This window comes from Halomonas sp. BC1, from assembly GCF_002078135.1.
Lineage (GTDB): Bacteria > Pseudomonadota > Gammaproteobacteria > Pseudomonadales > Halomonadaceae > Vreelandella > Vreelandella stevensii.
Genome location: NZ_LFGS01000005.1, coordinates 138,069 through 152,727, shown reverse-complemented (window position 1 = coordinate 152,727; position 14,659 = coordinate 138,069). Strand labels below are relative to the sequence as shown.

Genomic DNA, 14,659 nt, shown 5'->3' with positions numbered 1-14,659 from the left:
ACACGGTCAGCGTCAAGCAATGAATAGTAACAAAACCTGGCCTGCACGCACCTGATAACGTGTCCATCGGTGCGACTTACGTCGCGCAGTGATACAATCGCAGGCCGTTATCGCTCCGGCACTGGCAATTTGCCAGCACAATCGCTTTGCATAGGCTTCACAGGACCCGTCATGACCGAGACCTCCTCTTCCCAGTCGACTCCCTCTCTCAGCTACAAGGACGCAGGCGTCGATATTGATGCAGGCAATGCCCTGGTGGATCGCATCAAGCATGTGGCCAAGCGCACGTCACGCCCGGAGGTCATGGGTGGCCTCGGTGGTTTCGGCGCGTTGTGCGAGCTGCCTGCGGGTTACCGTCAACCCGTACTGGTCTCTGGGACCGACGGCGTAGGCACCAAGCTGCGTCTGGCCATGGACCTGGGCAAGCATGACACTATTGGGATCGACCTGGTAGCCATGTGCGTCAATGACTTGATCGTGGCCGGTGCCGAGCCGCTGCTGTTTCTCGACTACTATGCCACGGGCAAGCTGGACGTGGATATCGCCGCCGACGTCGTCACCGGCATTGGTGCAGGCTGTGAACTGGCTGGCTGTGCGCTGGTGGGTGGCGAAACCGCCGAGATGCCCGGCATGTACGAAGGCAACGACTACGACCTGGCTGGCTTCTGCGTTGGCGTGGTAGAGAAAGAAGAGATTCTGGACGGCAGCAAGGTCGCCGAAGGTGACGTACTGCTGGGCCTCGCCTCCTCCGGCCCCCACTCCAATGGCTACTCCCTGATTCGCAAGATCCTCGAAGTCAGCCAGGCGTCGCTGGAAGAGCAGGTAGACGGCAAGCCGCTGAGCGAAGCGCTGATGGCTCCCACGCGCATTTACGTCAAGTCACTGCTCTCGATGATGCGTGAAACGGAGCTGGCGGTGCATGCGCTGTCGCACATTACCGGTGGCGGCCTGTTGGAAAACATTCCCCGGGTGCTGCCCGACCACCTGGCGGCACACATCGACCTGGCCACCTGGCAGCGCCCGGAAGTATTCAACTGGCTGCAAGCCAAGGGCAACGTCAACGAAACCGAAATGCACCGCGTGCTGAACTGCGGCATCGGCATGGTGGTGGTAGTGCCTGCGAGCCAGGCGGAAGCCGCCAAGGCTCACTTGCAGGCTCAAGGTGAAACCGTCTACCAGATTGGCCACATCGAAGCACGCCAGGGCGAAGCCGTGGTACTGAAAAACGGCAAGGCAGGCCCGCAGGCATGAGCAGTACCGAGTACAGCACGGATACCATCAACGACCTGACCCCGGAACCCGTGGGCGCACGCCGCGTGGTGGTGTTGATCTCCGGCAGCGGCAGCAACCTGCAGGCCTTGATCGACGCCCAGCAGCACGACCGTCTGGGCGGCGAGATCGTCGCGGTCATCTCCAACGAGCCGGACGCTTACGGTCTGAAGCGCGCCCACGAAGCGGGTATCGAAGCGGTGGCTCTGCCCCACCGTGAATACGATAGCCGCGACGCCTACGACGGCGCACTGATCAAGGTGATCGAACGCCATGAGCCGGATCTCATCGTACTGGCGGGCTTCATGCGGATTCTGACGCCACGCTTCGTACAGCGCTTCCTGGGCAAAATGCTCAACATTCACCCGTCGCTGCTGCCTGCCTACCAGGGCCTCAACACCCACGCCAGAGCCCTGGCCGATGGTGTTGCCCAGCATGGTTGCAGCGTGCATTTCGTCACCGAAGAGCTGGACGGAGGGCCGGTGGTCTTGCAAGCCGAGCTCGCCGTCACCGCCGACGACAGCGTCGAGACCCTCAAGGAGAAGGTCCACGCCCGTGAACACCTGATCTTCCCGATTGCCGTTCACTGGTTCCTCGAGGGACGCTTGCAGTACACCGCCGAAGGCGCACGCATGGACGGCCACCTGTTACCGCCCCATGGCATGCGTCTTTCCCATGCGGATGCCGCCGAAGAACTGGACGAAGAAGCCAACGACGCCTGACCCATCGTGGCATCCAACTCAAAACGCCCTGATGCATCACTGCATCAGGGCGTTTTTCTCTTGCCATCTGACAATGGCTGATCGCTCAGGCCTTCCCTATCACGTTCTGGGCAAGGTTACCCCACGCTGACCCATGTACTTGCCGCCGCGATCCTTGTACGAGGTTTCGCAGACCTCGTCGGATTCGAGGAACAGCATCTGGGCAACGCCTTCATGGGCATAGATCTTGGCAGGCAGGTTGGTCGTGTTGGAAAACTCCAGCGTCACGTGGCCTTCCCACTCCGGCTCCAGCGGCGTCACGTTGACGATGATGCCGCAGCGCGCGTAGGTCGATTTACCCAGACAAATGGTCAGCACGTTACGCGGAATACGGAAGTACTCCACCGTGCGCGCCAGCGCGAACGAGTTGGGCGGGATGATGCACACGTCCCCTTTTACATCGACGAAGCTTTTGTCATCGAACGACTTGGGATCGACAATCGCCGAGTGGATATTGGTAAACACCTTGAACTCATCGGCACAGCGCACATCGTATCCGTAGCTGGACGTGCCGTAGGAGATCACCCGCTGATCGTTGACGTAGCGCACCTGCTCGGCTTCGAAGGGCTCGATCATGGCATCGCTCTGCGCCATACGGCGGATCCACTTGTCTGATTTAATGCTCATCGGTTACTTCATCACTCGCTAAAGGAAATCGTCGGGCCACCGGATTGATGGGCGTTGACGGACTGCGCCACCTGACGGGCAATCTCGGCAAACGTTTGGCTCACGGAACTCTCCGGCTCGGCAACCACGCTGGGGCGCCCGGAGTCGGCCAATTCACGGATCGACAGCGTCAGCGGCAGCCGACCCAGCACCGCCGTATCATACTCTTCGGCAATGCGCTCGCCACCACCGGTGCCAAAGATCGCCGCTTCATGGCCGCACTGTTCGCAGTGGTACAGGCTCATGTTCTCGACGACCCCCAGCACAGGCACATTGACCTTGCGGAACATTTCGATGCCCTTGCGAGCATCCAGCAGTGCGATGTCTTGAGGCGTCGTCACGATCACGGCACCCGATACGGCCACTTTCTGCGCCAGCGTCAACTGGATGTCGCCGGTACCGGGCGGCATGTCGATCAGCAGGAAGTCCAGGTTGTCCCACTGGGTCTGGTTGAGCATCTGCTGGAACGCCCCCACGACCATGGGGCCACGCCATACCATGGCATCCCGGGTATTGACCATGAACGCCATCGACATGGCCTGGATACCGTGCGCTTCCAGCGGCAGAAACGTGTTGTTCTCCCCGGCCTGAGGGCGCACCCCTTCCTTGACGCCCAGCATCTGCGCTTGACTGGGGCCATAGATATCAGCGTCCAGCACGCCTACGCGGTAGCCCTGAGCCGCCAATGCCAGCGCCAGATTCACGGTCACGGTCGATTTGCCGACACCGCCCTTGCCCGAGGCCACGGCCACGATATGTTTCACACCATCCATCAATGGCTCTCCCGTTGTTGAATACCTGCATGGTCTGGCGGGAATGATACTCCTCCACCGCCCATTTCTAAACCGACAAAAACAAAAGCGGGCATGGGAAGCCCCGTGCCCGCTCTTGGAAGAACACGATGGCCTCAGCCATCGGAACTCCGTTTACTGCGCTTGCGTATCGTCAGCGTCAGCGTCGTCGCCCTCGCTCTCTTGATCACCTGACAGGTCAGGCACCTCATCGTTGGCAGCATCATCCACGTGCAGGCGGTCGCCTAGCGCGGCCAGCTCTTCACGCCATTCACGTAGCTGGGTTTCCAGCCGCTCCAACTGCTCTTCGCGAGTCTCGATATCGCGCTCGACGTTGGCGACTTCTTCGCGTCCGATGTCCAGCGCCACCATCAGATCATCCATTTCACTGCGCACCTGGCTCAGGCTCTCTTCTTCCTCTTCGCGCAGCTGGGTCATGGACTCGATCTCGGACTGCATCGCATCGCGCTCGCTGGTCACGCTATCGCGCTCCTCCTGCAGCGACTCCAGCTCGCTCTGCTGGCTGGCAATCTGCTCTTCCAGCTCGGCCAGGCGCTCGCTGGCCTCGTTGACCTGGGACTCCAGCTCTTCCAGACGCGACTGCACGGTACTTACCTCGCCCTGGGCGGAAGCCAGCGTCTCGGCGGCTTCCTCCTGCTGCTGCGCCAACAGGGCTATTTCTTCGCGCATGGCCGTCAGGTCTGCTTCGGCTTCTTCGACCTCAGCCAGACGCTGGCTCAGCTGGGCATTTTCCTGCTCGACACTATTCAGCTGACCTTCCAGCCGCTCGACGCGATCACGATGGGTGCCTGCATTGGACTGCGCCATGATGGCCCATATCACCGCAATGGCCGCGATACCGGCAATCCCCTTGACGCGGTTATCCTGAAACAACGTCTTCATATCGGGCTTGCCAGTGGGTGTTTGCGGCTTTGGGTGGTTTGTTTCTGACATGCTGCATCTCTCTCTATCGCCTGGCTGCTGGTAATAGCAACGTGAGTGACAAAACGTTCGATAGCATCAACGATCGTTTCTAAAAGTAGTCCCTATCAGCATACACAGCCACCCACATATCGCCAGCCGTCCAACGGGATAGCACGCTTTCTCTTGTTATCTACACGCATGGCAATCGCGTTATGGCCGCTGCACTTTACAAAAATGGCTATCTTCGCCAAACCCCTGAGCGCTCCCCTGCTCCGCCTCGAACCACGACAGCTGCGCATGCAGTGTCACCACGCTTCCCACGATCAACAGCGTGGGCGGCTGGATAGCGCCTTGCAGAAAAGCCGTGGGCAGATGACCCAGCGTACCCGTGTGGGTCTGCTGTTGACGCGTGGTACCTTGCTCGATCAGCGCCAGCGGCGTTTCTGGCGCTAGACCATGGGCCATCAACCCCTCGCAAATCGACGTCAAATTACTCAACCCCATATAGAACACCAGGGTCTGGCCGGGCTGTGCCAGGGTAGGCCAATCGAGGTTAAACTCGCCCTGCTGCAAATGCCCGGTCACGAAACGCACGGATTGCGCATGATCACGATGGGTCAGCGGTATGCCGGCATAGGCAGCGCAGCCAGATGCCGCCGTGATACCGGGTACGACCTCTACTTCGATGCCCGCTGCCACCAGGGTTTCGAGCTCCTCGCCACCGCGACCAAAGATGAAAGGGTCGCCACCCTTCAGTCGAACCACCTGTTTGCCCTGTCGGGCCCAATCCACCAGCGCTTGATTGATCCCCTCTTGGGGTACACTGTGGGATGAACGCGCCTTGCCCACATAGTAGCGCGCCGCTTCCGAGGGTAGCAGCGCGATGATTTCGTCACTCACCAAACGATCATAAAGCACCACCTCGGCGCTCTTGAGCCGCCGGTAAGCTTTCAATGTCAGTAAGTCCGGGTCGCCCGGCCCTGCGCCTACCAGACTGACACGACCAGCACCTGGCTGGGAGCTCATGGCTACCATGGTCGTCATCCCCCTTCATGTATTGGCTGCGTGCCCAAAACCGCCACCAAAGTAATAAAAATAATGATTTATATACAAAAAAGTAATTTTAAACCGAATTGCTCATGCTGCACAGGCCAGACAACGCAAAATCACAAAACATAGAATTAAAAATATTTTTTAATTCCAAAAAATTATCAATAAAAGACAATTTGTCAGCAATGGCTTACATCCCATTTACCTTTTTAGGGCTAATCTTTACGGCTAACTTATAATAGGCCTATCGTCTGGAGATTCACGCATGTCCGTGAATGAGGCATCCGTTACTTCCAAGCCTGCCGCCCTGGGCACGGAAGAGTTGATCAGCAGCATCCCCGGGGTCATTTTTCAGTTTTACCGCACGCACGCTGGCCACATGCACTTTCCCTATCTGGAAGGGGGTGGCATGGCACTTGCCTATATCGACAAACACCAGCTCGCCGAAGATGCCCAGCCGCTGCTGGAGCAACTCACTGGCAGCGACTACCCAAAGATCATGTCAGCCATCGAGCGCTCGGCACGCTGGATGCTGCCGCTGACGACTCGCTTTCAGCTACCCTTTCCCGAGGACAATCCGCGCTGGATTGCGGTCAGCGCCACCCCGGAGCCCTTGACCAATGGAGTGCGCTGGAGTGGCATCATGATGGATATCACCGAGCAGGTGCTGGAAGAGCAGCGCTTGCGCCGACTGTGCGACACCGACCCGCTGACCGGCCTCGCCAACCGGCGCAAGCTGATGCTGCAACTGACCCATTTAAGCTCCCTGAGCACGCGCCATGGCTCACCGCTGTCGGTGATGATGATCGATATCGATCACTTCAAGCAGCTCAATGACGCCTGGGGGCACCTGCAGGGCGACAAGGTACTCAAGCAGCTGGCCACATTGACCACGTCGCTGCTGCGCTGTGAAGACATCGTGGCCCGCCTGGGAGGTGAAGAGTTCATGGTACTGTTGCCGCTTACCTCGCTGCAGCAATGCCATGCGCTTGCCGACCGCCTGCGCAAAACCATCGCCGAGCACGATTTCGGCATTGGCCAGAGCAGCGTCACGCTGAGCATCGGGGTGGCGGAGTACCGCTGTGGCGAACCCCTGACCAGCCTGATGGAGCGCGCCGACCAGGCGCTCTATCGTGCCAAGGAGCTTGGCCGGGACTGCGTGCGTCTTCTACCCTGACGCTATACTGATCGCGCCCGGAGACCCACCATGCAAAGCCTCGCTCGCACTGCCTTCCAGTCCGTGTCGTCAGATGCCATGCCGCTCGCTCATAAGGCATGCCAACCCCATCTGGCCGCACTTCCAGAGTGGCAGATTATCGAACACGATGGCATCATGAAGTTGACGAGACGCTTTACGTTTCGTGATTTCGCCGATGCGTTGGCATTTACCCAACGGGTCGGTGAGGTTGCCGAGCAGGCTGGGCATCATCCGGTCATCGTGACCGAGTGGGGGCGCACCACCGTGACTTGGTGGACACATACCCTGCGCGGCCTGCATCTCAATGATTTCATTCTTGCCGCCAGAACCGACGAGGTAGTCGAATAAATGTTTGAGCAAATTGAGCGAGTCCCTGGAGACGCCATTCTCGGGTTGATCGAAGCTTTCAAGAAAGACACCAATCCGCAGAAAGTGGACCTAGGTGTCGGTGTATATCGTGATGCAGCGGGCAATACCCCGATCATGCGCGCGGTCAAGGAAGCAGAAGCTCGCCTGCTCAAGAATGAAACCACCAAAACCTACATTGGCTCCCACGGTGCCCCCGCTTATGGCGATGCCGTGCTGCCCATGGTACTGGGTGCCGACTCACCGGTACTGAAAGCCAAGCGTGCCAGCGCCACGCAATCACCGGGCGGCACGGGCGCCCTGCGTCTGGCGGCCGATTTCATTGCCAGCCAGTTGCCCGGCAAAGGCATCTGGGTCAGCGACCCCACCTGGCCCAACCACCACGGCATCTTCACTGCGGCCGGCATTGCACTGCACAAATACCCCTACGTTGATGCCGAGAACCGTCTGGATTTCGCGGGCATGCTGGCAGCCCTCAAGCAGATCCCTGAAGGCGACGTGGTCGTGCTGCATGCCTGCTGCCACAACCCCACCGGCTTCGATCTTTCTCAAGCGCAGTGGCAGGAAGTCATGGCCGTTCTGCAAGAGCGCAAGCTGCTGCCGCTGATTGACTTCGCCTACCAGGGCTTCGGCGAAGGGCTGGACGAAGACGCCTACGGCGTTCGCCTGCTGGCTGAAAACCTGGATGAAGTGATCATCACCAGCTCCTGCTCCAAGAACTTCGGCATCTACTGCGAGCGCACTGGCTGCCTGATCCTGGTGGCCAAGGACGCCGAGCAGATGGAAAACGTACGCTCCCAGGCGGCCATCGTTGCCCGGGAAAACTACTCCAATCCGCCCGCCCACGGCGGCGCCATCGTCAGCGAAATCCTCCACGATGCCGAGCTGTCCGCCCTGTGGCGTGAAGAGCTGACGGAAATGCGCGACCGCATCAATACCCTGCGTCGCGATTTCGTCGAGGCACTCAAACCTTACGGCCTGGCGGAAAAATTCGCCTGCGTGGCCGAGCAGCGCGGCATGTTCTCCTACACGGGCCTGACCCCGGAACAGGTAGACCGCCTGCGTGACGAGTTCGGCATTTACATGGTGCGCTCAGGCCGTGCCAACGTGGCAGGTTTCTCCCACGAGAACCTCCCCTACCTGGCCAAGGCCATCGCGGCAGTCAACGACTGATCTCGCGCACTGACATATCACGCCCGGGCCTTGGCCTGGGCGTTTTTGTTTTCGAAAGATCAACCTCTTGAACAATGATGTGTACAATTGCGCCTTCGCCGCCAGAGCCTGGGGCGCCTGCGCGGCGTCCGTGACAACGCAACGCTTGACCGATTAGTCAAACATTCGGCACACTCAGCGTAGCCTTGTATACAACACACCATAACCGAGAGGCACAACATGGCGGCTGCCAGCACTCCCTACCCCTGGTACAAAAAAGAAGATACCGACGCTTTCTTTGCGCTGTTTCAGAACAACATCGCCAACTTCATCATTATCGCCATTACCATGCTGGGCATGGGTTTCCCTGCTTCCATCGTGTATGGGCAGGTGCTGCCAGGGGCGGCGGTCGCCGTCATGGTGGGCAACTTCTACTATGCCTGGAGCGCCGCTCGCTTGGCGCGCAAGGAGAACCGCAGCGATGTCACAGCGCTCTCCTACGGTATTTCCACGCCGGTGATGTTCGTCTTCCTGTTCGGGGTGCTGCTGCCCGCCAAACAGCTGACCGGCGATGCCGAACTCGCCTGGAAAGTCGCCGTGGCCGCCTGCTTCATCAGCGGTGCCATCGAAGCGCTGATCAGCGTCGTGGGCCGCTGGGTACAGTATCACCTGCCCAGAGCCGCCATGCTGGGTGCCGTGGCAGGCGTTGCGCTGACCTTTATTGCGGGTGAAATGCTGTTCAAGACGCTGGAAATGCCGGTGATTGGCCTGCTGGTGCTGGGGATCATCATCGTGGGCCTGGTCGCCAGGGTGAGCATGCCCTTCAAACTCCCCACCTCGCTGTTTGCCATCGTCATCGGGACGACCATGGCCTACCTGATTGGTGATGCAGGCACCGAGCGCTTCAGCGATGCCTTCACCCATCTTGGGTTCTACCCCTTGCTGCCCAATCTCGCCTGGTTCGAAGGGCTGGGCCTACTGTTCACCGGCATGCTGGCCGTCCTGACCGTGGTGCTGCCCATTACCCTGTACAACGCCATCGAAACCATGAACAACGTCGAGGCCATGGAAGCCGCAGGCGACAAGTACGATGTACGGGAGTGCCAGGCCGTGGATGGTGCAGGCACCATGATCGGGGCCTTGTTTGGGGGCGCGTTTCCTACCACGGTCTACATTGCCACGGTGGGTGCCAAGTGGATGGGCGCCGGGCGCGGCTACAGCCTGCTGAACGGCGCCGTCTATGCGCTGGCCACCATGTTCGGCCTGATTGCTGCACTGGCGGCCATCATTCCGGTCTCCGTCGTGGCGCCTATTCTGGTGTTCGTGGGGATGTCCATGATCGCCACTGCGTTCCAGGCCAACGATACCCGCTACTACCCGGCCATCGCCCTGGCGATGCTGCCCTACTTCGCCAATTACGTGATGACGCGCTTCAACCGGGGAGCCGGTGAGGTGGTCAGCGACATCTCCAGCGCCATCGTCGTGCTGGGGCAAGGCGCCATGTTCATGGCCATCCTACTGGGCGCCATGACCGTGTCGGTGATCGACCATCAGTTCCGCAGGGCAGCGGCCTTTGCCGCCATCGCGGCGGGCTTTTCATTCGTTGGCCTGATGCATGCCCCCCAGCTGGCCTTCAATGCGGCCCCCGACTTCGTCATGGGCTATCTCGCCATGGCGCTGCTGTTCCTGTATTTCTCATTTCAGGAATCACGTCGCCAGCACTGAACCCGTTGTCGGGTCATGACGCTCCCGCCCGCCGATGCGGGCGAGAGAGAATCCGCCGCAGCGCTCCCCAAGCCATCAGGCCTGCCAGCACATTCCCCAAAGCGGCGCCCGCAGCCAGCCCCGTCCAGCCAAACAGCTGCCCACCCACCCAAAGGCACGGCAGGTAGCACACGAACAGCCGCGCACTGGAGAGCAGCATGGCCCGCAGCGGCCAGCCCAGCGCATTGCCCGCCGAGACCACCAGCATGCATACACCCAGCGCCGCATAGCTGGGCAGTAGAAAACGTATCAGCAGCGCCAGCTCGCTCTGCACTTCTGGATTACCGGCCAGCGCCATGGCCACCCAGGGTGACGCCAGCGCCAACAACACGCCCAGCGCCAATTGCCAAGCCACGGCCACGGTCAGCGCCAGGCGCAACAAACGGTGGATCTGCTCCCACTCTCCAGCCCCATAGCAGCGCCCCAACCAGGGAGGCAGGGACATGGTCATGGCAAGAATCACCATCAGCGAAAGGGTTTCCAACCGGCTGGCCAACCCCCAGGCCGCGACCTGGGCATCCCCCAGCCCCGCCACCGCCGCAATCGCCAGCATGGCGGCCAGCGGCGGCATCAGCTGGCTGACCATGGCTGGCGCGGCAATGCCGGTGAAAGAGCGCCAGGAGCGTTTGGCCTCTGGCCACAGCGCGACCATCGTCGCCCACCCACGGCGATACAGCTTACGGCTGGTAAACCATAAGCCCACGGCAAAGGCGATGGCCGTGGCCCAGGCAGCCCCCGGCAACCCCCACCCCTCCCAGGGGCCTAGGCCAAAAATGAACAGCGGGTCCAGCACCAGGTTCACCAGGCTGCTGACCACCATCATCTTGCCAGGCAACCGAGTATCGCCGTGGGCGCGAAACACGCTGTAGATGAAGTAAAGCAAGGCGCCCAACCAGGCGGCGAACAGCTGCGGCGCCCAGTAGGCTCGAATGTGCCCTAGCGCACGCTGGTCGGCCCCCAGCAGGCTGAACAAGGGCTCCTGCAACGCCCAAAGCACCACGGCCAGCGCACCGATGACCGCGCCACCGGCTACCAGCACCAGGCTGCTCAAGCGCTTGGCTCTGGCCTGTTCACCGGCCCCCAGGGCGCGGGAGATGAGCGCCGCAATCGCAATGCCCATCCCCACCTGAATACCAATGATCAAAAACGACAGCGGAAAAGTGAACGACTGCGCGGCCAGCGGGGCCGTGCCCAGTCGCGCGATGAAAGCGCTGTCGACCAGCTGAAACCCCAGCAGCGCCAGAACGCCAATGGCCATGGGCCAGGTTTGGCGCCATAGGGTGATGGCCAACTCACGTTGTTGCATAGCGGCTGCCAACGGCGGCCTCCTTGGTGTATTGCTCGGTTGACGGGTGCCCTAAAACGCAAAAAACGCCACCACCCGTGAGGGTGGCAGCGCTTTCATCGGGCATCGCTTACTGGCGGATGCCTTCGAAGGTAACGTACAGCTCCAGCTCGTGCATGGCTTCCGGGAAGTCGCTCATGTCGATGCCGAAGTCACTCAGCGTCAGCATGGTGCTGCCTTCGAAACCGGCGCGGTAGTTACCCCAGGGGTCTTCGCCTTCGCCCATCAGGGTTACCGGCATTTCGATTTCCTGAGTTTCGCCATGCAGCATCAGCTCGCCGGTCACCACGCCTTCGTTGTCACCCGTGGCTTCGAAACCAGTGGACGTAAAGGTCGCCGTGGGGAATTCGCTGGCGTTGAGGAAGTCAGCGCTCAGAATATGACGATCACGCTCGGCATGGTTGGTGGTCAGGCTGTTGACCTGCACTTCCATGGAGACGGAAGACGCGTCCAGGTCGTCGGCATCGTAATGGAACTGGCCATCGAAGGTCTCGAAGCTGCCCAGAATGTAAGAGAAGCCCAGATGGTTGATCTTGAACTGCACGAACGCGTGCTGGCCTTCGATATCGATCTGATAGTCAGCCGCCTGCGCCTGGCTCAGGGGAACCAGAGCCGCTGCGGCCAGTGCCGTGGCAATCGCTGTCTTCTTCAACATTGCTATCTCCTCGCTTTCCTTGGTCAAGAGTGCGGATCCATCATGAGTCCGCGGTGAGTAGAACAGGGTTCAAATCTTTGGCTGGCCATGACGATTTGGCTGCCCATGGCGCGGGTTGATCATGCGGCGCAGCGTATCGTGCCCCAAGCGCCAGTGGTGAACCAGTGCCACCAGTGCATGCCCACCTGCCAATACCATGAGCACCAGCGCGCTGTACCAGTGGATGTCTCCCGCCACGCTGGCCTGATTGGGCAAGCCATGCACGATGGCGGGCGCATCGAACCAACCAAATACACTGATGGAACGGCCATTGGCGGTCGAAATCAGGTAGCCGCTGAACAGTACCATCAGCATCAAAACGTAAAGGGCTATGTGGCCAAGGTGAGCTGCCAGACGCTCGAACCGACCACCCTCTGCAGCCGGGCTGGGCTGTATCATGCGCCAGGCCAATCGACCGAAGGTGGCGATGAGCAGCAACACGCCCACCGAGCGGTGTATCCAGGGCGCCTGATTGTACCAGGGGTCGTAATAACCCAACCCGGTCATCCACCAGCCAAGCGCGAACAAGCCAATAATGGTCAGAGCGCTCAGCCAGTGAAACGCGATACTGACCAGCCCCCAGCCGCTGCGTGTATTACGCCACATCCTTGATTCCCCATTGACGGCTGCATACTGCCCCGCAGCATGCTTCGTTTGTTATAAAAATCATAACCTTTCGAATGGCAAAACACTGCTGAAAAAAGCAGAACGCATCGTTCGGAAAAACCGTTTCATCATGGCCACACCATGTCACTTTATGAAACGTTAGCGCGTTTCGCCAATAAAAAAGGGTATACGGATTTAATGGTTGATGGGGCACCTTCACCCCATCAATCTGATACCACCCTCAGATGGTTGATAGATCGACTCCGTAGTTGAGTTCCTCTGCGAAGTCCGGCAGTCCGTAACCGATGGTTTTCTTGTAGAAAGGAGAGACCTTCGCAGTCGGTGCCTTCTTCTTGTGCTTCGTGGTGTAGAGCATTCGTGCCCGCATCACCTCGAATGAGTAGCCACGGCCATCGCGGTTCTTATCCTTGGCCAGCCGGTTGATTGACTCCGTGAAGGCGTTGGTGATCGGGATGTCGGTCTCGAAGTAGGTCAGCATCTCCTCATGCCAGCCACTGATAGCACTGACGAGATCTTTCCAGACCTCCTTTTGCCCCTGTGGGATGTCGTCAATCCAGGCAGTCAGCGCCTTCTCGGCGTCACGCCGGGTTGTGGCGTCCCAGATGTGGAAGAACCGCTCCTTGTGCTCGTAGGCCGCCAAGAGCTGGGGGAATGCCCCTGTCCAGGTCTCCATGATGAGCCGTTCGCGATCTGAGACATCGTGAGCGCGCTTCAGCAGGATCTTCCGGTCACCCTTGAGGGTTCGGCGCTGGTTGGACGTCAGCTTTTTCCTGAGCCCCTTGCGGACCTTTTCCAAGGCCTCGTTGGCCATTCGCACGACGTGGAACTTATCGACCACAATGCGAGCCTGCGGCAGCACCGCCTGGACAGCACGGCGGTAGGGTTTCCACATATCCATGCTGACGATCTCGACCTGGTGGCGCTCGGTCATGCTCATGAGGCGCCTCGTCACCGCGTCCTGCTGGCGACCGGGCAGCAGGTCCAGTAGGGTACGCTCCTCCAGGTTGGTCAGGATGCAGCGGTAGCGGCGGTTCAGGTACAGCTCGTCGATCCCCAGGCAGCGGGGTGTCTCGAAGCGATGCCAGGCTGCCAGGAACTCAGCCTTCTTCTTGAATATCTCGCGGACAGTCTTCTCGTCGAGGCCCGTGGTATCAGCCACGTAGGCGTAGGGGTGATTGAAGGCTTCCTTCTCGACGTGGTTGTAAAGCCTCCGCGTCATGCGGTGATCGTCTACCATTTCCGGAAGAGCTGGCCGGAACGTCCTTCCACACGCCCGGCAGGTGTAGCGGCGACGGACCACCCAGAGGGTGACCCGCCTTCCGTGGATGGGTAGGTCGCGATAGGCCACATCGCGCTTGCCGAACCTGACAAACTCACTCTCAACGCCGCATTCCTCGCAAGCTAGAGGCTCAGGAGCTTCGACCTGGTAGTGGAGATCATGCTCTTCCATCTTGGTGGCTAGGACGTGGTACTCGGGAAGGTGCAGGATGTTGTCAGGCAAGCTGGTCATGCAAACTTTCCTTGTCGACATGGTCCATAGATGATTGCGACTCTTTGACCGCGTTGTTTTCTACGAACTGAAGGTGATTTACTCCCTTGGGTCTTCTGCTTCTCTGAGCCCTTCATGCAATGACGCAATTAGCGGGCAAGTGATATTGCCTTGTTGTGCATGGCATCGGTCGACCATTTCGCTCAGCACCTTCTCAATTCTTTCAAGCCTGTCGATCTTCTCGCGAACGTCCCCTAACTTGTGCTCTGCGAGAGCACTGGCTTCTTGACAGTGGGCGCCATCTTCCAGCCGAAGTAGGTCACTGATCTCATCCAGACTAAAGCCCAGCTGCTGCGCCGTTTTCACGAACGTCAACCTGTCGATATCGGCGGCACTATAGCGTCGAATACCTCCGGGAGGTCGTTCGGGCTCCGATAATAGCCCTCGTCGCTGGTAATAGCGGATTGTCTCGACATTGACGCCGGCCGCCTTGGCCAGGCCGCCAATGGTCATGGTGTCCGCCACTTTATCTGCATGTCTCTTCATGATGCTTGACTCCGTAC

The 14,659-nt window shown here is 59.7% G+C and carries 15 protein-coding genes; 6 read left to right on the top strand and 9 right to left on the bottom strand.

Translation table 11 applies throughout. The annotated features are described in order from the left end of the window. Nucleotides 1–171: 171 nt before the first annotated feature. Both purM and purN read left to right on the top strand, forming a co-directional pair. Nucleotides 172–1,251, top strand: coding sequence for a phosphoribosylformylglycinamidine cyclo-ligase (gene purM, locus B7L72_RS05325; RefSeq protein WP_081193017.1), 1,080 nt, complete (start codon nt 172–174; stop codon nt 1,249–1,251). Beyond that, on the top strand, nt 1,248–1,991 hold the full coding sequence (purN, locus tag B7L72_RS05320; protein ID WP_081139004.1) for a phosphoribosylglycinamide formyltransferase: 744 nt from the start codon (nt 1,248–1,250) through the stop codon (nt 1,989–1,991). Before purM ends, purN begins: the two co-directional genes overlap by 4 nt. Before the next feature lie 99 nt (nt 1,992–2,090). Here the strand turns inward: purN and dcd are convergent, their stop codons facing one another. The 4 genes from dcd to cobA all read right to left on the bottom strand — a co-directional run bounded on the left by dcd (nt 2,091) and on the right by cobA (nt 5,455). Beyond that, nucleotides 2,091–2,657, bottom strand: coding sequence for a dCTP deaminase (dcd, locus tag B7L72_RS05315; RefSeq protein WP_039182260.1), 567 nt, complete (start codon nt 2,655–2,657; stop codon nt 2,091–2,093). An 11-nt stretch (nt 2,658–2,668) separates the two neighbouring features. Then, nucleotides 2,669–3,469, bottom strand: coding sequence for an iron-sulfur cluster carrier protein ApbC (gene apbC / locus B7L72_RS05310; RefSeq protein ID WP_081193015.1), 801 nt, complete (start codon nt 3,467–3,469; stop codon nt 2,669–2,671). 153 nt (nt 3,470–3,622) lie between these two features. Beyond that, complete coding sequence (locus B7L72_RS05305) at nt 3,623–4,441, bottom strand: hypothetical protein (protein ID WP_081193013.1); 819 nt, start codon at nt 4,439–4,441, stop codon at nt 3,623–3,625. A gap of 180 nt (nt 4,442–4,621) precedes the next feature. Further along, nucleotides 4,622–5,455 (bottom strand): uroporphyrinogen-III C-methyltransferase, encoded by an 834-nt coding sequence (cobA, locus tag B7L72_RS05300; RefSeq protein ID WP_081193011.1) that lies wholly within the window; start codon nt 5,453–5,455, stop codon nt 4,622–4,624. A 271-nt stretch (nt 5,456–5,726) separates the two neighbouring features. Between cobA and B7L72_RS05295 the strand changes: the two genes are divergently transcribed. The 4 genes from B7L72_RS05295 (at nt 5,727) to B7L72_RS05280 (ending at nt 9,902) form a co-directional block, all read left to right on the top strand. Then, nucleotides 5,727–6,638, top strand: coding sequence for a GGDEF domain-containing protein (locus tag B7L72_RS05295; protein WP_081193009.1), 912 nt, complete (start codon nt 5,727–5,729; stop codon nt 6,636–6,638). 30 nt (nt 6,639–6,668) lie between these two features. Next, nucleotides 6,669–7,007, top strand: coding sequence for a 4a-hydroxytetrahydrobiopterin dehydratase (locus B7L72_RS05290; protein ID WP_081193007.1), 339 nt, complete (start codon nt 6,669–6,671; stop codon nt 7,005–7,007). Continuing rightward, nucleotides 7,008–8,198, top strand: coding sequence for an amino acid aminotransferase (locus tag B7L72_RS05285; RefSeq protein WP_081138995.1), 1,191 nt, complete (start codon nt 7,008–7,010; stop codon nt 8,196–8,198). Between the two features lie 219 nt (nt 8,199–8,417). Further along, a complete protein-coding gene (locus tag B7L72_RS05280; RefSeq protein WP_081138994.1) occupies nt 8,418–9,902 on the top strand; it encodes a uracil permease in 1,485 nt (494 codons plus the stop codon). A gap of 13 nt (nt 9,903–9,915) precedes the next feature. On the opposite strand, the gene B7L72_RS05275 is transcribed toward B7L72_RS05280, so the two are convergent. The 5 genes from B7L72_RS05275 to merR all read right to left on the bottom strand — a co-directional run bounded on the left by B7L72_RS05275 (nt 9,916) and on the right by merR (nt 14,642). Then, entirely contained in the window at nt 9,916–11,247 is a 1,332-nt protein-coding gene (locus B7L72_RS05275) for an MATE family efflux transporter (protein WP_081193005.1), read from the bottom strand. Between the two features lie 109 nt (nt 11,248–11,356). Next, the gene (locus B7L72_RS05270; protein ID WP_081138991.1) at nt 11,357–11,941 is read right to left on the bottom strand and encodes a YceI family protein; all 585 of its coding nucleotides are present in this window, start codon (nt 11,939–11,941) and stop codon (nt 11,357–11,359) included. 69 nt (nt 11,942–12,010) lie between these two features. Beyond that, on the bottom strand, nt 12,011–12,586 hold the full coding sequence (locus B7L72_RS05265; RefSeq protein WP_081138990.1) for a cytochrome b: 576 nt from the start codon (nt 12,584–12,586) through the stop codon (nt 12,011–12,013). Between the two features lie 241 nt (nt 12,587–12,827). Further along, nucleotides 12,828–14,117, bottom strand: coding sequence for an ISL3 family transposase (locus B7L72_RS05255; protein WP_081193003.1), 1,290 nt, complete (start codon nt 14,115–14,117; stop codon nt 12,828–12,830). Nucleotides 14,118–14,195: 78 nt separating this feature from the next. Continuing rightward, complete coding sequence (gene merR / locus B7L72_RS05250) at nt 14,196–14,642, bottom strand: Hg(II)-responsive transcriptional regulator (RefSeq protein WP_006911920.1); 447 nt, start codon at nt 14,640–14,642, stop codon at nt 14,196–14,198. Nucleotides 14,643–14,659 lie beyond the last annotated feature (17 nt).